We start from the raw sequence: 23,238 nt of genomic DNA on the forward strand, positions 1-23,238 counted from the left end.
CGCATCGTGCCATAGCAGTGAAGTAAACGGCGTCGCCCCTGCAAGGCCAAAGTAAAAACACCCTGATGTGACCAACGCACGTCAGGGTGTTTTTTGATGCTATTTACTGCAAAGCTGGAGCACATGTACTACAATTAGAAATCGGGGAGATTCTGTCCGAAATATTCAGTCCCATTGAACTGATTGGTTACGCCCGCCGATACCAGTTCAAACCGCATTCGTTTACCGTCGATAGTGACGTAGTTCAGCACTACAAAGCCGTAGCGCGGGTGAAACAGCACATCCAGCGTTGAGCGGCCCTGGGCGCAGCGGGTCACGGCCGTTACTCGTTGGCAGGTAAGGCGGCCGAGCCGCGTAGCGACGGTTTGCTCGCCCACTGTCCGGTACCTGGTTTTGACCAGCATGTTGCCCTGCCAAATTGCCCAGGCTGAGCTCGACCACTGGGAGCCAACCTCCAACTCCCAGTGCCATTCCCGCCCCTGTGTGTAGGGCATTCTTATTTCCGGAAATGGGCTCAGTTCCAGAATAGCGTACTGGCCGAAACGCGGTGGATGAATCCAGACACCGCCCGTATTTTCCCTGACTCCGCTGGAGTTAGTGCTATTATCCCTGCGGCTAATCCAGCGGATTACTTTCTGTGCAGAGTCTGAGTCCCACACACGGCCCGTTGACTTTAATATTACCGTGTCCACCGCCGCAGCTTGGCCAGCTGTATCGCGCGTTACCAAATACACGAACTCCTTGTTCCTAGTGTAAATAGGCCCTTCCTGTGTTGCTGGCATCTTGGGTGCTTCCTGACGGCAGCCTATTACCGCCCACACCATTAGCCACAAAACCCATAGTTGCTTGCTATGTCTCACTTACAGCTTTATATATCTTCCGGGCAATCCATGTAAGCCGAGAAATCCATGTGCACCTATGATTTACCAACCACTAGCCAGCACATCGGCCACATGTAGGGTTTTGAGGGGCTTTTTCTCGCGGCGGATGTAGGCGTCGAGGTGCATGAGGCAGCTCGTGTCGGTGCTGATGAGGTAGTCGGCGCCGGTGGCCAGGGCATGTTCCACTTTCTGCTCGGCCATAGCTACCGATATGGCCTCGAACTTCACGGCGAAGGTGCCGCCGAAGCCGCAGCAGGTTTCGGTTTCGGCCATTTCCAGCCGATTCAAGTCCGGCACAGCATCCAGCAACTGGCGCGGGGCCTCCCGGATGCCGCACTCCCGCAGGGCCGAGCAGGAGTCGTGGTAGGTGTAGTTGCCGCTGAGCCGGGCCTGCGGAATCGACTTTACGCCCAGCACGTCTACCAGAAACTCCGTTAGTTCGAAGGCCCGCCGCTGCACCCCGTGGTAGCGGCCCGAGTCGGGAGTGCCCTCAAATAAATCGGCGTAGGTGTTGCGCACCATGCCGATGCAGGAGGCCGAGGGGCTCACGATGTAGTGCTCCTGCTCAGTGGGGAAATCAGTGAGAAACTTGCGAGCTACCTCGCAGCTCTGCTCCTTATAGCCGGCGTTGTAGGCGGGCTGGCCGCAGCAGGTCTGGTTGGCGTTGTAGTGCACCTGACAGCCCACCGCCTCCAGCACCTTCACCATGTTCAGGGCCGTGTGCGGGAAAAGCTGGTCAACAAAGCAGGGAATGAACAGGTCGACTTGAGGGGCTGGCATTGTGTGTTGTGTTAAGAGTAGTTTTTGAGTGGACCCCAGGCATGTGGGTTCCCTACTTCTGGAGAGTAAGGCCGACTATAAACCTGATAATTTAGAGCATACTGTATGTATAGCACAATGGTATCAGCATCGAATTCAAGCCTATATTCTTGTTCAGCAGACTCAATTCTATACTCGGTATTTGTCTTCAGCTCAACTTCGTGGCAATATGGCTCGAACCAAATTGTCAGCCTCGTGGCGTGACGATTATAAAATTCTATTCCAACCATTTCTTATAAAGCTAATGCCCCGCGAATATGCGCTGATTCCACACCAGTGCTTCTGTTAGGGCTTCCTGACTCAGCTCCGGCGCGGCACCAACTTCGGCGGCGAAGTCCAGAAGCCGCTCGGTGGGCATGTTGCCGGTGAGCTCATCGGCCGCCATGGGGCAGCCGCCGTAGCCGCCCAGCGCGCCATCGAAATGGCGGCAGCCGGCCTCGTAGGCGGCCTGCACCTTCTCGCGCCAGGTGGCGGGCGTGGTGTGCAGGTGCGCCCCGAAGCGGATGTGGGGGTAGGCAGCCGTCAGCTCCCGGAAGGCCGGGGCAATGGTGGCCGGGGTGCTGGCCCCAATGGTATCCGAGAGGGCCACAATGCCCACGCCCAGGGCGTCGAGCTGCTGGGTGAACTCGCCCAGCACAGCCGGGCTCCAGGCGTCGCCGTAGGGGTTGCCGAAGCCCATACTCAGGTACACCACCTGCTGCTGGCCGCTGCGGGCGCACAGCTCCTGCATGCGGGCCACATCGTCGAGGGCCTGGGCAATACTCTTGTTGGTGTTGCGCTGCTGAAAGGTTTCGGACACGGACAGGGGAAAGCCGATAAACCGGATTTGCGGGTGCTGGGCAGCCGTTTCGGCCCCGCGCAGGTTGGCTACAATGGCCAGCAGCTGCGTTTTGGATTGGCTTAGGTCGAGGCCCGCCAGCACCTCGGCCGTATCGGCCAGCTGCGGAATGGCTTTGGGCGACACGAAGGAGCCGAAGTCGAGCGTATCGAACCCCACCCGCAGCAGGGCGTTGAGGTAGCTGATTTTGTCGGTGGTAGGGATGAACGTGGGCCAGCCCTGCATGGCGTCGCGGGGGCATTCGGTAAGGTGGAGCATGGGTGGGAAGGGTGGTGAAGTTGCGAAGTTGTGAAATTGTGAAAGAACCCGCGTCATGCAGAACAGCACAAATAGGCTCAGATAATAATAACGAGCCGTTTGACAGTGCAATACATGAACCTACCAGGCCTTTGCGCAGGCAGAAGCCAGACGCAGAACAACAGGGCCAGCAATTCACACTTTCACCTTTCACAACTTCACCACTTGCCAAAGAACTACTCCGCGGCGGCTGGGGTTTATCCTATTACCTGTTCTTATCTACCTAGCCCCGTTCAATGCTGCACCGCCTTCGTGCTCTGCCCGCCGTTCTGTTTGTCCTATTTCTTACCGCTTGCAGCCAAAGCCAAACGCTGCAAGGAATCTTTCAGGCCCGCACCCCGCACGAGGCCTACGCCCACAAGCTGAAGCAGGCCGGCCTAGCCGAAACCGCCCTGGGCCGCGACTGGCTCCGGGCCGCCGACCAAGCTTTGCGGGATTCGCTGGTGGTAAAGCTGCCGTTTCAGGAAGCAGGGTTTTTCCCCGCCGACCGGGCCGTGGCCACTGGCCTGCGCTACCAGGTGCGCCAGGGCGAGGCCATCCATATCAGCCTCACCCTGGCCCCGGGTACCCAGGCGCCCAAGGTGTTCGTGGATGCGTTTGAGCTAAGCGCCGACCGCACGGCCCCGCGCCCCGTAGCCTCGGCCGATACCGCCGACCTGAGTTTCCGCTACGTGGCCGATGCCGACCGCCAGCACCTGCTGCGGGTGCAGCCGGAGTTGCTGCGCGGGGGGCGCTACACTCTGCGCATCCGGCGGGAGCCCAGCCTGGGCTTTCCGGTCCGGGGTAAGTCGGATGTAGCCGTGGGCTCGTTCTGGGGCGTAGACCGGGACGGCGGGGCCCGCCGCCACGAGGGCATCGACATTTTCGCCCAGCGGGGTACCCCGGCCGTGGCCGCCGCTAATGGGTACATTACCCGGGTGCAGGAAACCCCGCGCGGGGGCCGCGTGGTCTGGCTCGCTGACACCGACCACGGCCAGCACCTCTACTACGCTCACCTGGATAAGCAGCTGGTGCAGGCCGGCCAGCAAGTGAAGCCCGGCGACGTGCTGGGACTGGTGGGCAATACTGGCAACGCCAAAACTACCCCACCTCACCTGCACTTCGGTATCTACCGCAACGGGGCCGTGGACCCGTTTCCCTTCGTGCGCCGGGCCGACGTGCTGGCTCCCGCCCCGAAAGTGCTGCCCACCCGCTTGGGCCAGTGGGTACGGGCCCGCGAGGCCAAGCTGAACCTGCGCCGTATGCCCGCAACCACGGCGGGTGTAGCAGCCGCTGCTACCCGCACTACGCCGCTGTTGGTGCTGGGAGCCTCGGCCGAGTGGCTGCGGGTGCAACTGCCGGCGGGCCGTACCGGTTTTGTGCTGGCCAAAGCCGTACTAACGGCCGCCCCTCTGCGCAAGGAAAACTTATCGGCTGTTGCCGAGCTACGGTCCTTCCCGCTTTCAGATGCCCCGGCTATCATGTCCTTACCCGCCCAAACGGCCGTGTCGGTACTGGGCGAGTTTGGAGGGTACCGCCTGATCCGGCAGGCCGATGGTCGCACTGGCTGGGTGGCCGTGCGGCCGGTGTAGGATTGAAGTCCGCAGCAGCAAGCTGTTGGGCCGGTTCCCGCAAGCTGATGTTGCGGCGTGGCCGTTTGGGTGTCAGCTACCCACAACTGGCCCGACGGCCTCCGGACCGAGGCGTGTCCGATACATTTTCCCTTATCTGCCTATTTCTTCATCTGGGCTTCATGCGCCGGGCCGTACGTTTGATGCGGTGATTGGAGTAATGAACGCGGGGCCGCTTTGTCAACGAAGCAGTTCCGCGTTTTTCTTACCCCCGCACGGTGGTTGCCCCATACGCGGCGCAGGATTTTCTATTATTTTTTCAAGACCGCCCTTCTGATGCGTACTCCCCTCTTTGTCGCCGCATTTTTCCTGCTGTTCACCGGCTCCGCCCCCGTTTCCTTCGCCCAGGCTCCCGGGTCTGTCCAAGCTACCACAGCCGTCACCTGGAACACCACCCTCGATGCGGCTCTGCAGCAGGCCAAAGCTACCGGCCGGCCCGTGCTGGCCGTTTTTTCGGGTTCCGACTGGTGCAAGCCTTGCATCATGCTCAAGCAGGAAGTGTTTGACAAGCCCGAGTTTGAGCAGTACGCCCAAAGCAGGCTGGTGCTGGCCCGCTTCGATTTCCCGCGCAGTAAGAAAAACAAACTTCCGGCCGAGCAAACCAAGCTGAACGAACAGGCCGCGGCCAAGCTGAACAAGGAAGGCGCTTTCCCCCTAGTCGTGCTCATCTCACCCGAGGGCAAGGTGCTGGCCAAAACCGGCTACCGCGCCGGCGGGGCCACGGCTTACACTACCTATCTGAACACGCTGCTGGCGCAGAAATAGCCCGTAGCTTACCGGCAGCCGGTGCCCAATTCTTCGGCGGCATCGGCCGTTTTTTCTGCTCTGTTCTGCTGCCTTTATGCCTCTGCGTTTTCCTCAGCTTCTCTGGCTCCTGATCCTGCTGCCGCTGGCCGCTGGCGCCGCCCCCGGTCATCCGCGCAACTTCACTAAGGAAGCCCGGCTAATGGGCTCCCATTTCACCTATACGGTGGTAGCCGATAACGATACGCTGGGCTGGAGCGCCCTCAACGCCGCCATTGCCGAAACCCGCCGCATCGACCGGCTGATGTCGTTTTGGGATTCTACCTCACAGATTACTCAAATCAACCGCGCCGCCGGGCTGCGGCCGGTGGTGGTGGATCAGGAGGTGTTCGACCTGATTCAGCGTACCCTGCGCATTTCGGAGTTGAGCGGTGGGGCCTTCGACATCACCTTCGCTTCGGCCGACAAGATTTATAAGTTTGACCGACAGGAGCACCCGCTGCCCGCGCTGGAGGTGATGAAGGCTGCCGTGGCCCGAATCAACTACCGCAACGTGCTGCTCGACCCCACCAAACGCACCGTGCTGCTCAAAGAGAAAGGCATGCGAATGAATCTGGCCGGGGTGCTGCAGGGCTACGGCATCCGGCGGGCCCGGCTGGTGCTGGATACGCTCGGCATAAAAGGCGGCCTGCTCAACGGCTCGGGCGACATCCTGTGCTGGGGCCGGCAGGCCGACGGCTCCTTGTGGCGCGTGGCCATCGGCGACCCGGACCACCCTGGCAGCATTTCCTCCTGGGTGCAGGTAACCGACGTGGCCGTGGTGACGGCCGGCAACTACGAGCAGTATTTCACCGCGGCCGGCCGGGTGTATGGCCACATTATCAACCCCACCACCGGCCTGCCCGCCACTGGCCTACGCTCCGTCACCATCATCTGCCCCGATGTGGAGCTGGATGACTGTCTGGATGAGGTTGTGTTTGTAAAAGGCCCGGTGGACGGGCTGGCCTTCATCAACACGCTAAAAGGCGTGGACTGCACGCTTATCACCGACGATAACCGCACGCTGGTATCCAAAAACATGCAGGTGCGCTACCTGCGCAACAACCAACCAGTGCCCACCGCAGCCGCCCCGGGGCTCTAGCGGTGGCCCTGTTGCTTCGCCCTCTTGCTCCCCTCACCCGTGAACCGAACCCTTGTTTTTTTGCGCCTACGCCGCCCTTTGCTGGGGCTGGCCGGGCTACTGGCCGCGGCGGCCAGCCTTTCGGGCTGCGTATCGGTGGCCGCTTACCAGAAAATCTACCTCAACGACGAGGACATGAAGCTTGTCAATAAGCGGGTAGAAGTGTACGAAACCAACTTTGAAAGCTACCGGGAAGGAGCCGGCGGCGCTAACGGTGGCAAAGTTGGAGGTGGCTGCGGCTGCAATTAGCTACCCAAAAGCTTTATAGAACGTCATGCTGAGCAGAGCCGAAGCATGACAGCCTAAAGCCCCCTTTCTACACAACTCCCCTTATTTTGTGATATACTTCTCCTCGATTTTCCGTGGTGGCCGGATGCTACTGGCGGCCGCCGGGCTGCTACTGCCTGGGCTGGCCCTGGCCCAGGGCGGCCCCACGCCCAACCGGATTGATGGCTCCGGCGTGCCCGCTACGCCTATCACTACTAACATCAGCACGGCCTCGCCTGGCGAGACGGAGGTGAACATTCTCGGTAGCTACTACCAGCAGGATGGCTCCCACGGGGCTGTGCAGGGCGGGCAGGGCACCGAGCAGCTCACCGACGTGACGCCCACCATCATCCTCAATATCCCCCTCGATACCGTCAGCCGCCTGACGGCCAACATCGGGGCCGACTTCTACGCCTCCGCTTCTACCGACCGGATTGACGGCATAGAAGGGCTGTACCTCTCCACGCCGTCCTCCCACGATGCCCGCTACCACGTGGACCTGGGCTATTCTCGTGAGAACAAGGCCAAACACCGCATTATTGGGGTGGGCGGCGGCGTGTCGAAGGAGTACGACTACTTCTCGGTGAACGTGGCCGCCTCGTGGGCCAAAAGCTCCCGGGATGGCAACCGGGAGTTGAGCGTGGCCGGGCAGGCGTTTTTTGATAAGGCTAAGTTGATTTACCCCACCGAGCTGCGCACCGGCCAGATGCTGGTGCCCACCGATACGCGCCAGAGCTACAACCTAAACCTGGTGTACTCGCAGGTGATTAGCCAGCGGCTGCAGGTAGCTGTAAGCACCGAGCTGGTGTACCAGAACGGGCTGCTGAGCACCCCTTTCCATCGGGTGTACTTTCAGGGCTCCAGCACGCCGAAAGTGGAGCAGTTGCCCCAGCGCCGCTTCAAGTACCCAGTGGGCCTGCGCGTGAGCTACTACGCCTCCGACCTAGTGCAGCTACGCGGCTTCTACCGTTTCTACAACGACAACTTCGGCATTACGGCCCATACTCTGGAGCTGGAAGCTCCCCTAAAGATGACGCCCTTTTTTGTGGTGTACCCCTTCTACCGCTACCACACCCAAACGGCCGCCCGGTATTTCGCCCCCTACGCCCAGCACAGCCTCACCGACGAGTTCTACACCTCCGACTACGACCTGTCGGAGTTCTCGGCCAATAAGTACGGGCTGGGGCTGCGCTACTCACCGGTGTATGGCATTTCGCGCTTTAAAACGCCGTTCGGCAACGGGGCTGGTGGCCGCAAGGTGGCCAAGTTTAAGTCCCTGGACGTGCGCTACGCTTATTACCAGCGCAACATCGACTTTCACGCCAGCGTGGTCAGCTTCGATGTGGCTTTTACTATGCCGTAGCGGCAGCCCCACCAAGCAGCGAAAAGCCCCGCCCGATACTGTATCGGGCGGGGCTTTTTGTAGCGCTTAAACGAAGTACCTACTCAGCAATAACTACGGCGCGGCCCAGCTTTTTAGAGTAGGCCACTCGCCGCTCCCGGCCATCGGCCGAGGGGTAATCGAAACCCACAGCACGGGCGTCGTCCTTCACTGAAGTCCAGGATTGAGCATCTACATTCTGGGGCTGGGGGGCAGCGCGGGGCACGGCGGGCTGCACAAACCGGTCGTCGCGGAAGAAGCTGTTCATCCCCTGCAGAATGGCAATTTCCTTGTCGCGCAAAGTGGCCGCCTGGGGGTCATCCAGGTCCCGCTCGTTGATGAGGGCGGTGGCCGGCATCACTTCCTTACGGAGCGTATCCCCGGTGGGGCTGATGATCATGAAGTAGGCCTGCGAAGTAGCAATTTTGGGCCCGCGCAGCTGCAACACAAAATTGTCCTTGGCTTTGGTAGAGGAAAAGGTATGCGCCGCATTCACCGTCCGCAACACGGTGCGCTCCGACACACGGCCCCGGTTGGCCTCGGGCGAAGGCGTGAAGACCCGGTCAGCGTTCTTGGATGTCCCTACCTCCCGCTCGGTATTGATACAGGAAGCAAGCTGGAGCAGAAACAAGGCCCCCACGGCAGGGAGTACAAGCTTTTTCATAAAAGGGGAGTGAGCCATCATCAAATCAGTTCGGCAAAATACAAAAACCAGTGGTAGCCGGAATCAGCGTATTTTCCTGCAAAATCAGGAGTGGAAGGGAGGAGCCTCGACTAGCCGGTGGGGAAGCAGAGCAGAGGCCTTAGGCACTATAGCCTCTGCGGCTTTTTACGGGATGAACTACCCCTTGGGATGCACTTACCACACTTTTTTCACTGTATTTAAAACAATCCCAGCTCAAACCCCACCAACCAGCGCGGAAGTTCCGCATACGCAGGGTTTGCTGAGGCCGTAAAGGTATCGGAGAGGCGGTAGCGGCCCAGCAGAGCATAGCGCCCCGCCCCCAGCCGGGCCCCTACCCCGTAGGGCCAGCGGCGCACGTAGCCCAGGCCGTGTTCCACGGTGTTTATCCGCTTGCTACCCGTTGGGCCGGGCTGGTCTTGGGTGCGGTGCGTGGAGGCCATTACCCAGCCTCCCCAGCCGCTAACATCCAGGTAGCGCCCAATTACATTGCCCCGACGCCCGAAACCAAGCCGTACGTACGGCTCCAAGTGCAGCTGCGAAAGTACGATGGACTCCTGTTGGTGAAGCTGGGCGGTAGGCAGCTGCTTGCGGCTATTTTGCTCCAGCGAATATACCAGCCGGGCATAGCGCACATCGAACCCCGTGGCCAGTGCCTTGCTGAGCTTAAACTTATATCGCACCCCGGCAAATGGCTCAGAGGATGCCCAGTACCGTAAGTCGGCGCCGGGGCCGGCGGGACGGCCGGCTACGGCCGCATACCCCAGGAACAGGTGCTGAAAAAATGCCCGGTTCGGTCCGTACCCAACCTCCATGGAGTCGGTGGCCGGAGTGGCGCGCAGCAGCACCCGTTGGGCCTGCACCTGGGGTAGCAGCAGGCAGCCGGTGGCTAATGCACCTAATAGTAGCGTCCTCTTCATTTGGCCGGATACGTTGCGGTATAGCCCCGGTAATGCACCCGAACTGCTTTTTCACCTTCAAACTGGTACGGAGGCACCTGCAAAACCACGCGCTGGGTTACTTCCAGCACTTCGTAGCGCAGCGGATGACCGGCGGCGTCCAGTACCTGCCAGTACAGGTAGTGGGGAAGCTCTGGGGCCACTACTTCATCTGGCTCCGTAAGGTGGGGGCCCTGGGCCTGCTCCTGCCCTACTGGCGCGACGGATTTCACGCCGGCCGGAGTGGTTGCCTGCACCGAATCGGCGAAGAGAGGCAAGGTACGAGCCGGCACAAACGCCGCCTCTGGCCGAATGACAACCCGCAGAGTGGAATCCTGACGGACGAAATCGAAGGTTGGGGCGGCCGGTGGCCGCGCCTGCAGAACGGCCCGGGCCTGGGGCAGCCCGTAGCCGTGGGCGTAGTCGAAATACGGGTACAGCTGCCCGGCCTGCTGAATTTGCCGGAACAGCTCCATAGCCGTGAGGCTACGCTGCTTTTCCCAGACACAGGCTGCAAAGCCCGCCACCAGAGGGCTGGCGAAGGAAGTGCCCTGGGTGCGGGTGTAGCCACCGGGCAACGCCACTACCGCCGCCCCAAACGCGGCTACATTAGGCTTGAGGCGCTTGCCCGGAGCCGGCCCGTAGCTGCTGAAGTCAATGTGCAGGTACGTATCGGGGTCGAGGCCGCCCACGGCCAGTACCGAGTCCCCGTCGGCGGGGGTACCTACCGTGCGCCACTTAGAGTCGTCGCCGTCGTTGCCGGCCGCGTTTACCACCAGTATGCCTTTACGAACCGCCATTTCGGCGGCGCGGGCCACCAGGCTGGTACGGCCGTTCATCTGCTCCGGAAAATAGCGCCGGTCGGTATAGCCCAGGGAAGAGTTAATGATATCGGCTCCGTTGCGGTCGGCCCACTCGGCGGCGGCCAGCCACGCCTCCTCCTCGGCGTACCGCTCCCGGTACATCTGCTCGGTGCGGGCCAGCAGAAACTCGGCTCCGGGTGCCAGCCCCAGGTAGGTGCTATCCGGCAGCTGCCCGGCAATGCAAGACAATACCTCCGTGCCGTGGTTGCCGCCCTGGTACACGAAGGGAGCGCGGCGCAAAAAATCGTAGGTACCCACAATAGCCTGCCGCCGCCGCAAGTGCGCAAACGCAGCGTGTTGGTCAGTTCCGTTAAAGCCCACGTCAAAAATGGCAATGCGCAGGCCTTTCCCACTGAGGTTGGCTTTCTGAAAATCCTTGGCTCCCAAGGAAGCTGTTTGCCGCCGGGCCAACGAGCGGTCGGCGGCCGTGAGCGGGCGGGCCGGGGCGGCGGCTTTACCAGCCGGCAGCATGGGCATAACGGGCCAGGCTACTACACTCCGCACCCCCGGCAGGTGGCGCAACCGCTCGGCCTGGCCCGGCGTGGCCCGGCAGGATACCGCGTTAAACCAGCGGCTTACCAGCGTCATAGTATCAGTGGTGGCGCGCACCTGGGCCAGAAAATCGGGCCGCACCGGAAAATCAGTGCTGTCGGCGGCGGGCAGGTGCTGACGCCGGCGCCGGGCCTGAGCCGGGGCGCTGAAATAGGCAGCCGGCCGGAAGGTTTGGCCGGCTTTGTTGCGGAAGCTCACCCAGTAGCGCGCCGTAGCGGGCGAGTCCTGAGCCTGAGCAGCCAACGAGAACAGCCAAAATAAACCGAGGTAGTAAAAGCGCAAGCGAATAGAATTGAAGAAGTATAGGGCGGGCACCAAAATACGACAAACCATTCAACTCCCCCGGCAAATTGATTCTTAACTCGTTCTAAACCTCTGACACCGATACCGTAACTACGCCGGCAAATCAAGCGTTGAACTTATACTGCCCGCTTACAAGCAGTACACTTTTAATTTCTGCTATGAAATATTTCCTCTCAGCTCACTTTTTACACGCAGTGTGCGGCGTAGGTCTGCTTCTTGGAGCTACCAACTGCGTATCACAGAAAAAATACGCCGCGCTGCAAACCCAATATACCGACGCAGCTCGTTCGCGCGACCAGTTACAGGTCGAGAAAACCGCACTTCAGCAGGAAAAAAGTCAGAATGAAGAGGCGCTTCGCACGAGTTTGTTATCTAAAAGCCAGCAGGTAAACCAGCTGAATGCCAACCTAAGCGGAGCCCAGCAAGAAAATTCCCAGCTCTCGGCCGATTTGCGGGGAAAGGAGCAGCGAATTGCGGATATGCAGCGTATTCTTGATCAAAAAGATGCGGCCGTGAAAGCACTCCGGCAAAAAGTTGGCGATGCGCTATTAGGTTTTACTGCCCAGGATTTACAGGTGAACGTGCGAAATGGAAAGGTATACGTTTCGCTTTCCGAACAGCTGCTGTTTAAATCCGGCTCTACCAAGGTTGACCCCAAAGGCCATGAGGCCCTCACAAAGCTGGCCATTGCTCTGAAAGGAAATCAGGATGTAAATGTGCTGGTAGAAGGCCACACGGACAATGTCCCCATTGCAAAAGGCACGGCCGGCATGCGCGACAACTGGGACTTGAGTGTGTTACGCGCGACGGAAATTACCCGGATTTTAACCCAGGCCGGATTACCAGCGGCGCAGGTAACCCCCTCTGGCCGGGCCGAATATGCCCCAATAGCCACTAACGACGGCGCTATGAATAAGGCACTTAACCGAAGGACCGAAATTATTCTTACGCCAAAGCTGGATGAGCTATTCCAGATTCTGGAACAGAATTAAGAACAGTTAACGCGTAAGTAAAAAAGGAAGCAGCTGCCCGTAGATTCAGGTAGCTGCTTCCTTTTTTACTTATGCATAATTGCGCAACTAAAATTTCTCCGTTTACAACTTCTGGCGCATAGTCTCGTATGCGAAATCACTCTTTTTAAGAACTACGTGCTCTTTAACGCAACTGCTTTTGCAGCGGCTTTTTTGGCCGTTAATTGTTGATGATAGTAAGAATAAGCGGAAAACAAGCTTGTCATCACAGAAAAAAATATTCAAATTTGAGCTTTACTTTTCTCCCTAAATAAATTTCTCGCCCATGGCAACTGCTGATTTAAACAAACTGCAACAAATTCTGGCAAACGCCGAGGATAACGATGCCCTACTCACCCAAATTCGGAAGCAAGTAGGAAAAGTAAATGAGTTGCTCACGGAGCTCAATGAAATGCTGGACCCCGAATATAAGATTGTTAAGAAAGAGCGTAAGCCTCGCGCCGTAAGCACTACCGGTAAGCGCCCCGGCCGCCCTAAAAAGAACGCCAGCGCCGAGTAATTCGGCTACGCCTATATACAACAGAACCGCCCGGCTGCTCGCAGTCGGGCGGTTCTGTTGTAAGGGGTTACGCTACAATAGGCTGAAGGTAGAATTCGGCCGCGCGCTGCCACACCCGTCCATCGTGGCGAAATAGCACCAGCTGCTGCAGTACGGCCGGAGCATGTAACCGGCGCTCCTCGAAAACCGCCCGCAAGGCGGGTACCTGGGCGGGTGGCAGGTCGCGGGTAGCCAGGGTAACGTGCGGCACGAACGGGCGAGTCGGCTGGGGCACCGGTAGCTGCTGCTGGCATTGCTGGTACAGAGCCCCGTGTAGTTCGTGCAGTTCCGTCGCCTCCGTAACCGCCACGTATAAGGTACGCTGCTGAAACCACCTGAAATCCTGAAGCTGAACGCGGCAGGCGTGATGAGCAGCCGCGAAAGACGCCAGGAGGCGGGTAACCTGCGCGGCAAACTCAGGGGGCTGCCGCAGCGGCGGAATCAGGGTGATGTGCGGGGGCAACCGGATGGCATTGCGGCTACCGGTGAGCTGATGCACTTCCTGCTTTAGCGCCCACACCTGCTGGCTTACCTGCTCGGGCAGTAGCAGCGCAACCAAGTAAAGCTCCATGTAGTGGGCAGTTGAGAGTTTCTAGGGTGCCCCACAGCAACGCCCTGCCGCGTAGCACCCGTACGTGCAGTAGTACGGCACCACGCGGCAGGGCGTTGGTACTCAGGGCGGGGGCGTGTAGGGCTAGAGGCCGTACTTGCTGATCAGGTAGATAAGGGCGGCCATACTGGCTCCACCTAACTCCAGCTCCCGGCGATTCACCTTATCAAAAGTATCGGCGGCGGTGTGGTGAATATCGAAGTAGCGCTGGGAGTCGCAGTGGTAGCCGATAAGGGCTTTCACCTGCCCCTTGAGGGGTTCAATGTCGGTGCCAGAGTGGCCGGCCACAAACTCCCCACTGCCGTAGGGCCGGAACAGTGGCTGCCAGGTCTGGATTTTGCGCACCACGGCGGGCTCCGCCTCAATGGAGAAGCCGCGCGGCGTAAACCCGCCCCCATCCGACTCCATAGCGGCCAGGTGCTTCTCGCCGAGGACCTTGGCCTGCTCGGCGTACTTATTGCCGCCCCGCACGCCGTTTTCCTCGTTCATAAACAGCACGGCACGCACCGTGCGCTCAGGCCGCAGGCCCGTAGCCTTTAGCAGGCGCAATACTTCCATGCTTTGGGTGCAGCCGGTTCCATCGTCGTGGGCACCCTGGCCCAGGTCCCAGGAGTCGAGGTGGCCGCCCACACTGATGATCTGCTCGGGGTATTTTGAGCCCTTGATTTCGCCTATCACGTTGTAGCTTTTGGTTTCGGGCAGCTGCTGGCAGCTCATTTCCAACTCCACGGTCAGGTTAGAATCGGCTTTGAGCAGCTGACTAAGCCGGTCGGCGTCGTTGGTGCTGAGGGCTGCGGCGGGCACCTTGGCTACCTGCTCATCGTAGCGCATGGTGCCGGTGTGCGGGAAATCGTCGTGGGCCAGGGACAGGCTGCGCACCAAAGCCCCCACGGCCCCGCGCTTGGCCGCTTCCACGGCTCCGCTGCGGCGCTGGTCACCGGCCTCCCCGTAGGCCCGGCCGGTTTCGATATAAAGCGGGTTCATGGGGCGGTTGAAGAACACCAGCTTGCCCTTCACTTTTTCGGCGGGCAAGGCGGCCAGTTCCTGCATACTTTGCACTTCTACTACCTCAGCCTTCAGCTTGCCGTTGGTACCCACCGAGCCGCCCAGGGCGCACACGTTCAGGGCCAGGCCTTTGCCTTTGGAGCCTTTCACCTGCGCCTTTTCCGGGGCCCCGCGCACCCAGCGCGGCACCATCACCTCCTGCAAATACACCCGGTCGAGGCCCATTTTCTCCATCACCACCTTGCCCCACTGCACGGCTTGCTCGGCCTGGGGTGAGCCACTGAGGCGGCCCCCAATCTGGCCGGTGAGGTAACGCAGGTTTTCGTAGCTCTGCCCGCGGCTCAGAGCCTCATCATAGAGCTTACGGATGGCCACGGAGTCGGCGGTGGTTTGGGCAGTGGCGGCCAGGGGCGCAGTGGCCACCAGGACCGTAGCCAGACCAAGTGCCCGGCCAAGGGAAGAAAAACGCATAGAAAGAGAAAATATAGCGGGACTCGAGAGTGCCTCATAGAGGCAAAAATGGCGGTTGGGTTGCAGCTAAGCGGCCCAGGAAGGAGTGCTAGGGGTTAGCCGGGCCATAGCGGCGGGCCGTGGCCGCAGGCTGCTGGGTGGAGTCGCGGGGGATACGCACCTCCAGCAGATAGTTGTATTCTCCGTCCCCGACGATGGCCAGGGGCCGGGCGGCCCCAAAGGCCTCCACCGTTTCCAGAATAGTATTGGAGTGGCCCACCACCAGCACGGCGCGGCCCTGGTACTCCTGGCGGATGCGGCGGACCAGGGCGGCCAGTTGCCGGGCATCATAGGTTTGTACCGGCAGCTTAAGCTTATCGGCCAGGGGCTGGGCGGTGCTGCGCGTGCGGGTGGTAGCCGTGCTGAAAATGCCGCTCAGCATGCTGTTGTCCTTCAGCGAGTCGCGCAGGGCCAGGGCGCGTTGCTGGCCGGCCGCCGTCAGGGGCGGGTCGGCCAGGCCGGGCGTCAGCTCCTTTTCGCCGTGGCGCACAATGTACACGCGGGTATCCAGGCCCTGGGCATAGTGCCGCTGCCAGGCCTGACGGCCGCAGTTACTACTGACCAGCAGCACAACCAACGATAATAAACCGAGCAACAGACGGCTACGCGTATTCATAAGCAGAAAATGGTTGGTTCTACACCAAAGCATGACAACCCTTGGCTGATTACAAAGCAACTGACTTTCCGCACATATCGGCTTGCGGCGCCCGCAGAAAGTGGGGCAAAAATTTCCCGGGTTATTTCAGCTGCCCGGTTGGATGGCGCCGCAGTAATACCCAGTTTTGCACACTCCTACTCCTGCCCGGCCACCACTATTCTGTGTGGCAACCAATTACGCTCTGATTACACGCCTGCCTCTACCTTTTCCTATGTTAAGAAACTGTACTTTTTTGGTGGCTGCCCTTCTGGGGGGAGCCCTCACCGCCCGCGCCCAATCCGTCAACAATGTAACGGAAGTCGTCACCAGCTTCGGGGGCTTCTGGCAAAGTTCGACTACCGCCAAAAACGCCACCAAACCCAATAACTCGCACGACTTACTGGCTTTTTCGCTGAACAACGTGCGGTACTCAACCGGGGTAGATGATGCTCTGCTGGAAGCTCAGAAGCTGGCATTTACGCCCAGCCAGTTTAAAGCCCTGCCGGTGCTGGCCATCAGCGGCAACGTTGGCGGCAACACCAAAGTAGGCCTGGGAGAACTGTACGACAAGGTAGCCAACGGCGCCAGCTCTCCGGCCCCGGCCAACGATATTCCGTTTTACCTGCGGGACGGCCGCAACGGCCTGAACCTGGGCACAGGCGCGGCCAACGTGCCCAGCGGCACCCTCGATTTCTCTATTTCGGAAGTGGTAACCTCGGCCCTGGGTGACGGAACGCCCGATATTCTGGTAACCCAGATTGCCGACCCCGCCGGTTCCCAGGACCAGTACCAGTTTCTGGATGCCAACAACCAGGTAATTGGGAGTACGGTAACAGTTACCTTCACCAGTATAACCCCGGTAGGCAGCTGGACAGCTGACTTTTACGAGGCCTCGGAGCGGCCCATGTCCCTGACGGCCGGGTTTCGGCAAACCGACCGGGACCTGCGCCTCTGGGCCGCCGACCTGAGTGCTTTCGGCATTACCAGCGCCAACGTGGGCGCCATCCGCAAGTTTCGGGTGCTACTGAGCGGCAACAGTGACCTGGCGTTTGTGGCCTACAACACCCAGACGGCCAGCTTCTCCAACCCGCCCCTCCCGGTTACGCTCACGTCCTTCGGGGGGCAGGCCGCGGCCACGTACACCGACCTGACCTGGCACACGGCCCAGGAGCTGAACTCGGCCGCTTTTGAGGTAGAGGCCAGCCAGGACGGGCGTACTTTCCGGCCGGTGGGCCAGGTGGCCGCGGCCGGTACTTCCAGCCAAGCGCACCGCTACACCTACCGCCACGCCACCACGCAAAGCGGCATCCGCTACTACCGCCTCCGGCAAGTCGACCAGGATGGTACCAGCTCTTACAGCGCTGTGTTGTCGTTGAGCCCCGGCCGTAGTGCCGCGCGCAGCATCAGCGTAACGGCGGCCCCCAATCCGTTCCGGGAGCAGCTGCAGCTACTGGTCAGCAGCACCGGCCCGGCCCCCTCCCAGGCCAGCGTGCAGCTGATTACCCTGGCCGGCCGCGTAGTGTACACCCGGAATTTCGGCGCGCAGCTTACTCAGGCCGGCGTGCTGGAGCTGACCGACGTATCGGCCCTCCCCGCTGGCTTGTACCTGGCCAAAGTAGAGGTCGATGGTCAGCCGGTGGTGTTGAAAGTAGTGAAGGAATAAACATCCGGCCCCTCGGCGGGTAGTATCTTGAAGGCCCTCCCGCCCGGGAGGGCCTTTTGCGTTTATGTACGTCTATCCTGACCCGTTGATGACCCAGCCGCCGCCCGTTATTGAGGCCCGCAACCTCACCCGCCGCTACGGCTCCCTGGCCGTGGTGCAGGATATTTCCTTTACCCTCGGGGCCGGCGAAACCCTGGTGCTGCTGGGCCCCAGCGGCTGCGGCAAAACTACTCTGCTGCGCATGCTCAACCGCCTGGTGGAACCCGATGGTGGTACCGTAATCATCAACGGCCTGGATGTGCGCGAGCAGCAACCCGAGCAGCTGCGCCGGGGTATTGGCTACGTGATTCAGCAGGTGGGCCTATTGCCCCACTACACCGTGGCCGAAAACGTGGCCATTGTGCCCCGGCTACTGGGCCAAACGGCCGACCACATCAGCCGCCGTACCACGGAGCTGCTCACGCGCCTGCACCTGCCGCCGGCCCGTTACGCCGGGCAGTATCCCCACCAGCTCTCGGGGGGGCAGCAGCAGCGGGTGGGCCTGGCCCGCGCCCTGGCCGCCGACCCGCCCATTGTGCTGCTGGATGAACCTTTCGGGGCCCTCGACCCGCTCACGCGCAGCAGCATCCGCCGCGAGTTTCGGGAGTTGCCGGAGCTGCGCCGCAAAACGGTGGTGCTGGTCACGCACGACGTAACCGAAGCCTTCGAGCTGGCCGACCGGATTCTGCTGCTCAACCACGGGCAGGTGCAGCAGTTGGGCACGCCCCGGGAGCTACTGTTCCGGCCGGCCGCCCAGTTTGTGCGGGAGTTCTTCGAGGCGGAACGCCTGGGCCTGCAGCTCCGCACGCTACGGCTGGCTGACGTATTGGCAGCCGAGCTTTCAGCTGCGCACTCAAATAGCATAAGCAGTTATAATTCAGACACAAACATTCTACCATCTACTGCAACAGTTCAAGAAGCTTTGGAGCTGCTTAGCCGGATTTCGGCGCCGGCGGCTCGGCCGTTGCCGGAGCCAACGGTGTGGGTAAGCTCCCCGGAAAACGGACCGGATACTCCGCCAATTCCGCTCACCTACGCTACGCTCATGGCGGCTTTCGGCCGGGCGGTGCAACAGCTTTCGGCCGCATGAATATCCTCACCGAACTCCTTACTTTCTGGCAGGCGCAGGCCGATAAGCTGGGGCAGCAGACGCTCCAGCACATCGGCCTCACGGCGGCTTCCCTGGTACTGGGTGTGCTGGTGGGTGTACCGCTGGGGCTGCTGCTCACGCGCCGGCCCCGGCTGGCGCCCTGGGTGCTGGGCGTGGCCGGCATCCTGCAAACCATTCCCAGCATTGCCCTGCTCGGGTTCCTGATTCCGGCCCTGGGCATTGGGCCGGGCCCGGCTATTCTGGCGCTGTTCCTGTACTCCCTGCTGCCCATCGTGCGCAACACGCTTACCGGCATTCAGGGCGTGGATGCGGCCGTGGTGGATGCCGCCCGCGGCCTGGGCCTCACCGATGGGCAGGTGCTGCGGCAGGTGGAGCTACCCCTGGCTCTGCCGGTGCTGCTGGCCGGCATCCGGACGGCGGCCGTCATTAACGTGGGCGTGGCCACGCTGGCGGCTTACATTGCGGCGGGTGGCTTAGGCGAGTTTATTTTCGGGGGCATTGCGCTCAATAACCCGGCAATGATTCTGGCCGGGGCCATTCCGGCCGCCTTGCTGGCCCTGGTGTTTGACGTGGTGCTGGCCCGCCTCCAGAGCCTGCGGGGCCGCCGCCTGCAGGTAGCCGGCCGGGTTGGGTTGCTGGCGCTGGTGCTGCTGGTGGGCCTGTATTTTCTGCCCCAGGCCGGCAGTAGGCTGCTGGCGGGCTTCAGCCCCGAGTTCGTGGGGCGCTCCGACGGGCTGCCGGGCCTGCAGCAGCGCTACGGCCTGCAGCCGGCTTCGGTGGTGCTGGCCCCCGCATTGGTGTACGAGGCGGCCCGCCACGGCAACGTGGATGTTATCGACGGCTACTCCACCGACGGCCGCATCCGGGCTTACAACCTGCTCACCCTGCGCGACGACAAGCACGTATTTCCGCCCTACCAGGCCGTGCCGGTTATCCGGCGGCAGGTACTGCGGGCCCACCCCGAACTCGGTGCCGCCCTGGCCCGGCTTACCGGGCAGCTTTCCGACTCAGTAATGACGGAACTGAATTACCGGGTTGACTACCTGCACGAAACACCCCGGGCGGTGGCGCTGCGGTTCCTCAGGCAGCGCGGCTTGTGGCGGCCAGCCCAGCCGGTGCAGGGCCCCACCATCCGGCTGGGCTCCAAAATCTTTGCCGAGCAGTACATTCTGCTGGAGCTGTACACGGCCCTGATTCGGGGGTACACCAACCTGGGCGTGGAGGCCAAAACCGGCCTAGGCGGTACCACCATCTGCGCCGAAGCCCTACGCACCGGCGCCATTGATATGTACCCCGAGTACACTGGCACCGGCCTGCTGGTAGTGCTGCAACCCTCGGCCGCCGTCCTCGACTCCCTGGGCCCTGATCCGGAGAAAGTGCTGCAGTACGTACGGGCGCAGTACCGACGCCGCTACCAGCTGGAGTGGCTGGCCCCGCTGGGCTTCAACAATACGTATGCCCTGCTCATGCGCCGCCAGCAGGCCCGGCAGCTGGGCATTGCCAGCATTTCCGATTTAAGCCGTTACCTGCGCTGATTTGCCTGCCCTGAGGTGGCCCGCTGGTGCCCAGGCCCACGCAGCTGCCGCGCCAACTTCATTGGCCCTTCATGGCGCCGGTGCGTATGTTGCAGCATCTATCAGCCCATTCTGCCCTGTTATGCACGTGCTCATTGTCGAAGACGAGAAAAGCCTCCACCAGGAAATCCGGCAGTTTCTGCTGCAGTCCCAGTACCTCGTTGATTCGGCTTACACTTACGCCGAGGCTTCGGAGAAAATTTTCGTGAACAGCTACGACTTTGTGCTGCTGGACCTGGGCCTGCCCGGCGGCGACGGCCTCGATTTGCTGCGGGAGGCCCGCCGCAACGAGCGGCAGGAGGCATCCTTCATCATTCTTACGGCCCGCGGCGCCATCGACGACCGGGTGAAGGGCTTGGATTTGGGGGCCGATGATTACCTGCCCAAGCCATTTTCATTGCTGGAGCTGCAAAGCCGAATGCAAGCCATTACCCGCCGCAAGTTTGGCCTGAAGCGCCAGGAACTGCTATTTAGCAGCGGCTTTCAGCTGGATGCCACCGGCCGTACCCTGCGCTTCCACGACCAGAATGTAACCCTCACCAAGAAAGAGTTTGACCTGCTGCACTACCTGCTGCTGCACAAGAACCGGGTACTCACTCGCCTGCAGCTGGGGGAACACCTCTGGGGCAATGTGCTGGAAGATGATTCGGATTCCAACTACATCGACGTGCACATCAAGAACATTCGCAAGAAGCTGGCCCAGTTCGCCCCCACCGATTTTCTAGAAACCGTGCGCGGCATTGGCTATCGAGTAATCGGAGACAATTAATTGTTGAGAATCTAAAGCTGCGGGTACTTTACTTTGGTACCTGCCTTCGGGCAGACTACTGTAACGGCGTCATCTTACGGCTGCTTGGAAAGTCTATTCAGGTTGCAAATCTGCCATTCTGAGCCGGGCGCAGGATGATAAGGTTTTTGTCTTTCTCACCAGCTTCTTTCATAATTCTCACTTCAACTACATGCGCCTCGAAGCCAAGCTGGCCCTGTTCAATGCGCTGTCCAAGCTGCTGTTGGTGCTGCTGGGGGCCGTAGTGATTCCGCCCATTGTGAGCCGGGTGGCCGTGGCCCACACCGACCAGCGCCTGCACGAGAAGCGCACCGAGGTGCTGGAGCTGATTGAGCGCAATGGTATTTCCGCCTTCGTGCAGGGCGAGCAGTACGCCGACTACAACATTCTTAAGCAGGAGTACATTACCCTTACGGCCCTGCCGCCCAGCCCCGATGGCCGCCATGCTCCCCACCCGCCCCGCATCTTCGACGAGCCCCGGCAGGTAGACAACCAGGTGGAGGATTTTCGCATTCTGAGCCAGCAGTTTACCACCGCCGGCCGCAACTACCGGCTGGAAATCGGCTCCTCCCTGGCCACCGTGGAGCTGCTCACGGATACGCTGCGCCGCATGGCCCTGTGGGTGCTGGTGATTGGGGCCGCGCTGACCATCTTCACCGATGCGGCGTTTGCCCACGCGCTACTGCGGCCCCTGCGCCAGCTTATTGTGCGCAAGCTCCAGGGCGTGCATCACCCCTCGGGCTTCTCCTTCGCCCCCCTGGAAACCAGCACCACCGACTTTCGCCGCCTCGACGACAGCCTCAGCGACATGATGCACCTGATTCAGTCGGCCTTTGAAAAGGAGCGGGAGTTTATGTCCAACGTCTCGCACGAGCTGCTGACGCCGGTGAGCATTCTGCAAACCCGGTTTGAGAATATGCTCCAGGACCCGGACCTGGGCCACGCCCACTCCCTCAAAATTGTGGAGTCGCAGAAGACTCTGTACCGCCTGCGCAACACCGTTAAAACCCTGCTGCTCATTGCCAACATCGAAAACGAGCAGTACCTGCGCGACGAGGCTGTATCCCTGGCCTCAGTGCTGGCCGACGTGACGAATGAGCTGGAAGACCGCCTGGCCCAGCGCGACATCAAGCTGCTGGAAGACCTGCAGCCTGATTACGTGGTGCCGCAAGCCAACCGGACCCTGCTGTTCACGCTGCTGTTCAACCTCGTGAGCAACGCCGTGAAGTACAACCGCTGGGGCGGCAGCATCCTGATTGAGGGTAAGATGGCGGACGGCGGCTACCGGCTTTCCGTAACGGACACGGGACCGGGTATTGCGGCCCAGCACCTGCCTCACCTCTTCGACCGGTTTCGGCGGTTTCAGGCCGGAGCTTCGGCCCCGGAGGGCTACGGGTTGGGCTTGCCCATTGCCAAAACCATTGCCGAGTTTCATGGGGCCCCGCTTACTGTCACCTCCTCGGAAGGCCAAGGCACCACGTTTGCCCTGCACTTCGCGTAGAGTTTCCTCGCAAAAAACGGAAATAGTGCCCGCTCGGAAATGCTGGTTGCCACTTTGGATTATTCCCTGGTAACCTCCCTACTGATTCCGGTTGCATTGCACCCACCTGGTCCCCTCCTAGTAGCGCAGGTTTACGCGGAGGGTAACAGCAATGTTCATAATCGTGCGCCCTTGTGGTACTGGCTCCAGCTTAACCACGACAGCTAGGCCCCACCTACGGGCTGGCCGTTGTAGTTAAGCTGGAGCCAACACTGTAAGAATGCGTTTCGGTATCAGTTGGTCGAATCAGGCAGGTTGAACAGTTGCTCGGGCTGTCGTCGAACAGAGCGTAGAAGCCGTAAATTCTGGAGGGGGTGCTTAGCCCTGCAGAAACCGGGGTATCCTGGCAGCTGGCGGGCCTGGCAAATTAGACCGACAGAGCAGGCCAAACTTTTCTGTGCCCCCGGCAGTTGACAACACATAAGCACATGCGCATGAATACAAAAAATGCTCCGGTAGACACCAACTCCCTCGTTAAATTGGCAAAGGCCCTGAGCGACCCGACGCGGCTGCGCATCCTGCAGGAAATTGCCAAAGGAACGAACAGGGGGTGCGCCGACTTGTTTGAATTCGTGCCTATCAGCCAGCCCTCCATGTCGCAGCACCTCAAGGCCTTAGTCGAGTCAGGGCTGATTGAGTCGGCCAAGGAAGGGCGCACCAAGCACCTATCCATCAACCCGGCCAAGCTGCAGGAGCTGGAAAGCTTTCTGCAGCTACTTAAAACGACGTAAACCTTCTAGCCGCCAGTCAGCCCCGATGTCTGATTGGCTTTTTTGCCACGCAAAACATTGGGCATTGCTTATGTGTTTATGCTATTTCACCTCCATCACACCCTAGT

22 protein-coding genes are annotated in these 23,238 nt (G+C 60.6%); 13 read left to right on the forward strand and 9 right to left on the reverse strand.

Features of this window, described 5'->3' with window-relative positions:
- Window positions 1-134: 134 nt before the first annotated feature.
- The 3 genes from ABIB60_RS01435 to ABIB60_RS01445 form a co-directional block, all read right to left on the reverse strand.
- Entirely contained in the window at window positions 135-494 is a 360-nt protein-coding gene (locus ABIB60_RS01435; RefSeq protein ID WP_354577199.1) for a hypothetical protein, read from the reverse strand.
- 429 nt (window positions 495-923) lie between these two features.
- Window positions 924-1,661, reverse strand: coding sequence for a (Fe-S)-binding protein (locus ABIB60_RS01440; RefSeq protein WP_354577201.1), 738 nt, complete (start codon window positions 1,659-1,661; stop codon window positions 924-926).
- A 280-nt stretch (window positions 1,662-1,941) separates the two neighbouring features.
- Window positions 1,942-2,796 carry a hydroxymethylglutaryl-CoA lyase gene (locus tag ABIB60_RS01445; RefSeq protein WP_354577202.1) on the reverse strand — a complete coding sequence of 285 codons (855 nt, stop codon included), beginning with the start codon at window positions 2,794-2,796 and terminating at the stop codon, window positions 1,942-1,944.
- Window positions 2,797-3,071: 275 nt separating this feature from the next.
- Between ABIB60_RS01445 and ABIB60_RS01450 the strand changes: the two genes are divergently transcribed.
- From ABIB60_RS01450 to ABIB60_RS01470, 5 genes are all read left to right on the forward strand, one after another.
- Window positions 3,072-4,406, forward strand: coding sequence for a peptidoglycan DD-metalloendopeptidase family protein (locus tag ABIB60_RS01450; RefSeq protein ID WP_354577204.1), 1,335 nt, complete (start codon window positions 3,072-3,074; stop codon window positions 4,404-4,406).
- Window positions 4,407-4,721: 315 nt separating this feature from the next.
- The gene (locus ABIB60_RS01455; protein ID WP_354577205.1) at window positions 4,722-5,210 is read left to right on the forward strand and encodes a thioredoxin family protein; all 489 of its coding nucleotides are present in this window, start codon (window positions 4,722-4,724) and stop codon (window positions 5,208-5,210) included.
- 76 nt (window positions 5,211-5,286) lie between these two features.
- Window positions 5,287-6,330, forward strand: coding sequence for an FAD:protein FMN transferase (locus ABIB60_RS01460; protein WP_354577207.1), 1,044 nt, complete (start codon window positions 5,287-5,289; stop codon window positions 6,328-6,330).
- 87 nt (window positions 6,331-6,417) lie between these two features.
- Window positions 6,418-6,618, forward strand: a complete 201-nt coding sequence (locus tag ABIB60_RS01465) for a DUF4266 domain-containing protein (RefSeq protein WP_502915098.1) — start codon at window positions 6,418-6,420, stop codon at window positions 6,616-6,618.
- 88 nt (window positions 6,619-6,706) lie between these two features.
- Window positions 6,707-7,999, forward strand: coding sequence for a DUF3570 domain-containing protein (locus tag ABIB60_RS01470; RefSeq protein WP_354577209.1), 1,293 nt, complete (start codon window positions 6,707-6,709; stop codon window positions 7,997-7,999).
- A 79-nt stretch (window positions 8,000-8,078) separates the two neighbouring features.
- Here the strand turns inward: ABIB60_RS01470 and ABIB60_RS01475 are convergent, their stop codons facing one another.
- From ABIB60_RS01475 to ABIB60_RS01485, 3 genes are all read right to left on the reverse strand, one after another.
- Window positions 8,079-8,681 (reverse strand): hypothetical protein, encoded by a 603-nt coding sequence (locus tag ABIB60_RS01475; protein ID WP_354577210.1) that lies wholly within the window; start codon window positions 8,679-8,681, stop codon window positions 8,079-8,081.
- Between the two features lie 218 nt (window positions 8,682-8,899).
- On the reverse strand, window positions 8,900-9,619 hold the full coding sequence (locus ABIB60_RS01480; RefSeq protein ID WP_354577212.1) for a hypothetical protein: 720 nt from the start codon (window positions 9,617-9,619) through the stop codon (window positions 8,900-8,902).
- Window positions 9,616-11,385: a S8 family serine peptidase gene (locus tag ABIB60_RS01485; RefSeq protein ID WP_354577214.1), complete on the reverse strand. Its 1,770-nt coding sequence runs from the start codon at window positions 11,383-11,385 to the stop codon at window positions 9,616-9,618. The genes ABIB60_RS01480 and ABIB60_RS01485 overlap by 4 nt, the downstream gene beginning before the upstream one ends.
- A gap of 128 nt (window positions 11,386-11,513) precedes the next feature.
- Between ABIB60_RS01485 and ABIB60_RS01490 the strand changes: the two genes are divergently transcribed.
- Together ABIB60_RS01490 and ABIB60_RS01495 are read left to right on the forward strand one after the other, a co-directional pair.
- Window positions 11,514-12,347: an OmpA/MotB family protein gene (locus ABIB60_RS01490; RefSeq protein ID WP_354577216.1), complete on the forward strand. Its 834-nt coding sequence runs from the start codon at window positions 11,514-11,516 to the stop codon at window positions 12,345-12,347.
- Window positions 12,348-12,651: 304 nt separating this feature from the next.
- Window positions 12,652-12,885, forward strand: a complete 234-nt coding sequence (locus tag ABIB60_RS01495) for an SICA family protein (protein WP_354577217.1) — start codon at window positions 12,652-12,654, stop codon at window positions 12,883-12,885.
- 67 nt (window positions 12,886-12,952) lie between these two features.
- Here the strand turns inward: ABIB60_RS01495 and ABIB60_RS01500 are convergent, their stop codons facing one another.
- From ABIB60_RS01500 to ABIB60_RS01510, 3 genes are all read right to left on the reverse strand, one after another.
- Window positions 12,953-13,495: a 2'-5' RNA ligase family protein gene (locus ABIB60_RS01500; RefSeq protein ID WP_354577218.1), complete on the reverse strand. Its 543-nt coding sequence runs from the start codon at window positions 13,493-13,495 to the stop codon at window positions 12,953-12,955.
- Window positions 13,496-13,618: 123 nt separating this feature from the next.
- Window positions 13,619-15,010 carry a M28 family peptidase gene (locus ABIB60_RS01505; protein ID WP_354577220.1) on the reverse strand — a complete coding sequence of 464 codons (1,392 nt, stop codon included), beginning with the start codon at window positions 15,008-15,010 and terminating at the stop codon, window positions 13,619-13,621.
- Window positions 15,011-15,098: 88 nt separating this feature from the next.
- On the reverse strand, window positions 15,099-15,665 hold the full coding sequence (locus tag ABIB60_RS01510) for a phosphoglycerate mutase family protein (protein ID WP_354577222.1): 567 nt from the start codon (window positions 15,663-15,665) through the stop codon (window positions 15,099-15,101).
- A 277-nt stretch (window positions 15,666-15,942) separates the two neighbouring features.
- Between ABIB60_RS01510 and ABIB60_RS01515 the strand changes: the two genes are divergently transcribed.
- The 6 genes from ABIB60_RS01515 to ABIB60_RS01540 all read left to right on the forward strand — a co-directional run bounded on the left by ABIB60_RS01515 (window position 15,943) and on the right by ABIB60_RS01540 (window position 23,131).
- On the forward strand, window positions 15,943-17,349 hold the full coding sequence (locus ABIB60_RS01515) for a T9SS type A sorting domain-containing protein (RefSeq protein WP_354577223.1): 1,407 nt from the start codon (window positions 15,943-15,945) through the stop codon (window positions 17,347-17,349).
- Window positions 17,350-17,413: 64 nt separating this feature from the next.
- Complete coding sequence (locus ABIB60_RS01520; RefSeq protein WP_354577224.1) at window positions 17,414-18,478, forward strand: ABC transporter ATP-binding protein; 1,065 nt, start codon at window positions 17,414-17,416, stop codon at window positions 18,476-18,478.
- Window positions 18,475-20,034 carry a glycine betaine ABC transporter substrate-binding protein gene (locus tag ABIB60_RS01525; protein WP_354577225.1) on the forward strand — a complete coding sequence of 520 codons (1,560 nt, stop codon included), beginning with the start codon at window positions 18,475-18,477 and terminating at the stop codon, window positions 20,032-20,034. Before ABIB60_RS01520 ends, ABIB60_RS01525 begins: the two co-directional genes overlap by 4 nt.
- A gap of 121 nt (window positions 20,035-20,155) precedes the next feature.
- The gene (locus tag ABIB60_RS01530; RefSeq protein WP_354577226.1) at window positions 20,156-20,842 is read left to right on the forward strand and encodes a response regulator transcription factor; all 687 of its coding nucleotides are present in this window, start codon (window positions 20,156-20,158) and stop codon (window positions 20,840-20,842) included.
- 190 nt (window positions 20,843-21,032) lie between these two features.
- Entirely contained in the window at window positions 21,033-22,361 is a 1,329-nt protein-coding gene (locus ABIB60_RS01535) for an ATP-binding protein (protein ID WP_354577227.1), read from the forward strand.
- Window positions 22,362-22,834: 473 nt separating this feature from the next.
- Window positions 22,835-23,131, forward strand: coding sequence for an ArsR/SmtB family transcription factor (locus ABIB60_RS01540; RefSeq protein ID WP_354577228.1), 297 nt, complete (start codon window positions 22,835-22,837; stop codon window positions 23,129-23,131).
- The last annotated feature ends 107 nt before the right edge of the window (window positions 23,132-23,238 follow it).

The organism is Hymenobacter sp. UYP22, from assembly GCF_040547285.1.
In the GTDB taxonomy this organism is placed as follows: domain Bacteria; phylum Bacteroidota; class Bacteroidia; order Cytophagales; family Hymenobacteraceae; genus Hymenobacter.

What these genes read in the sequence shown, in the direction of transcription:
- ABIB60_RS01435 (WP_354577199.1), bottom strand. Translation starts at nt 494, where the DNA reads ATGCCCTACACACAGGGGCGGGAATGGCACTGGGAGTTGGAGGTTGGC.
- ABIB60_RS01440 (WP_354577201.1), bottom strand. Translation starts at nt 1,661, where the DNA reads ATGCCAGCCCCTCAAGTCGACCTGTTCATTCCCTGCTTTGTTGACCAG.
- ABIB60_RS01445 (WP_354577202.1), bottom strand. Translation starts at nt 2,796, where the DNA reads ATGCTCCACCTTACCGAATGCCCCCGCGACGCCATGCAGGGCTGGCCC.
- ABIB60_RS01450 (WP_354577204.1), top strand. Translation starts at nt 3,072, where the DNA reads ATGCTGCACCGCCTTCGTGCTCTGCCCGCCGTTCTGTTTGTCCTATTT.
- ABIB60_RS01455 (WP_354577205.1), top strand. Translation starts at nt 4,722, where the DNA reads ATGCGTACTCCCCTCTTTGTCGCCGCATTTTTCCTGCTGTTCACCGGC.
- ABIB60_RS01460 (WP_354577207.1), top strand. Translation starts at nt 5,287, where the DNA reads ATGCCTCTGCGTTTTCCTCAGCTTCTCTGGCTCCTGATCCTGCTGCCG.
- ABIB60_RS01475 (WP_354577210.1), bottom strand. Translation starts at nt 8,681, where the DNA reads ATGAAAAAGCTTGTACTCCCTGCCGTGGGGGCCTTGTTTCTGCTCCAG.
- ABIB60_RS01480 (WP_354577212.1), bottom strand. Translation starts at nt 9,619, where the DNA reads ATGAAGAGGACGCTACTATTAGGTGCATTAGCCACCGGCTGCCTGCTG.
- ABIB60_RS01485 (WP_354577214.1), bottom strand. Translation starts at nt 11,385, where the DNA reads ATGGTTTGTCGTATTTTGGTGCCCGCCCTATACTTCTTCAATTCTATT.
- ABIB60_RS01490 (WP_354577216.1), top strand. Translation starts at nt 11,514, where the DNA reads ATGAAATATTTCCTCTCAGCTCACTTTTTACACGCAGTGTGCGGCGTA.
- ABIB60_RS01495 (WP_354577217.1), top strand. Translation starts at nt 12,652, where the DNA reads ATGGCAACTGCTGATTTAAACAAACTGCAACAAATTCTGGCAAACGCC.
- ABIB60_RS01500 (WP_354577218.1), bottom strand. Translation starts at nt 13,495, where the DNA reads ATGGAGCTTTACTTGGTTGCGCTGCTACTGCCCGAGCAGGTAAGCCAG.
- ABIB60_RS01505 (WP_354577220.1), bottom strand. Translation starts at nt 15,010, where the DNA reads ATGCGTTTTTCTTCCCTTGGCCGGGCACTTGGTCTGGCTACGGTCCTG.
- ABIB60_RS01510 (WP_354577222.1), bottom strand. Translation starts at nt 15,665, where the DNA reads ATGAATACGCGTAGCCGTCTGTTGCTCGGTTTATTATCGTTGGTTGTG.
- ABIB60_RS01520 (WP_354577224.1), top strand. Translation starts at nt 17,414, where the DNA reads ATGTACGTCTATCCTGACCCGTTGATGACCCAGCCGCCGCCCGTTATT.
- ABIB60_RS01525 (WP_354577225.1), top strand. Translation starts at nt 18,475, where the DNA reads ATGAATATCCTCACCGAACTCCTTACTTTCTGGCAGGCGCAGGCCGAT.
- ABIB60_RS01530 (WP_354577226.1), top strand. Translation starts at nt 20,156, where the DNA reads ATGCACGTGCTCATTGTCGAAGACGAGAAAAGCCTCCACCAGGAAATC.
- ABIB60_RS01535 (WP_354577227.1), top strand. Translation starts at nt 21,033, where the DNA reads ATGCGCCTCGAAGCCAAGCTGGCCCTGTTCAATGCGCTGTCCAAGCTG.
- ABIB60_RS01540 (WP_354577228.1), top strand. Translation starts at nt 22,835, where the DNA reads ATGAATACAAAAAATGCTCCGGTAGACACCAACTCCCTCGTTAAATTG.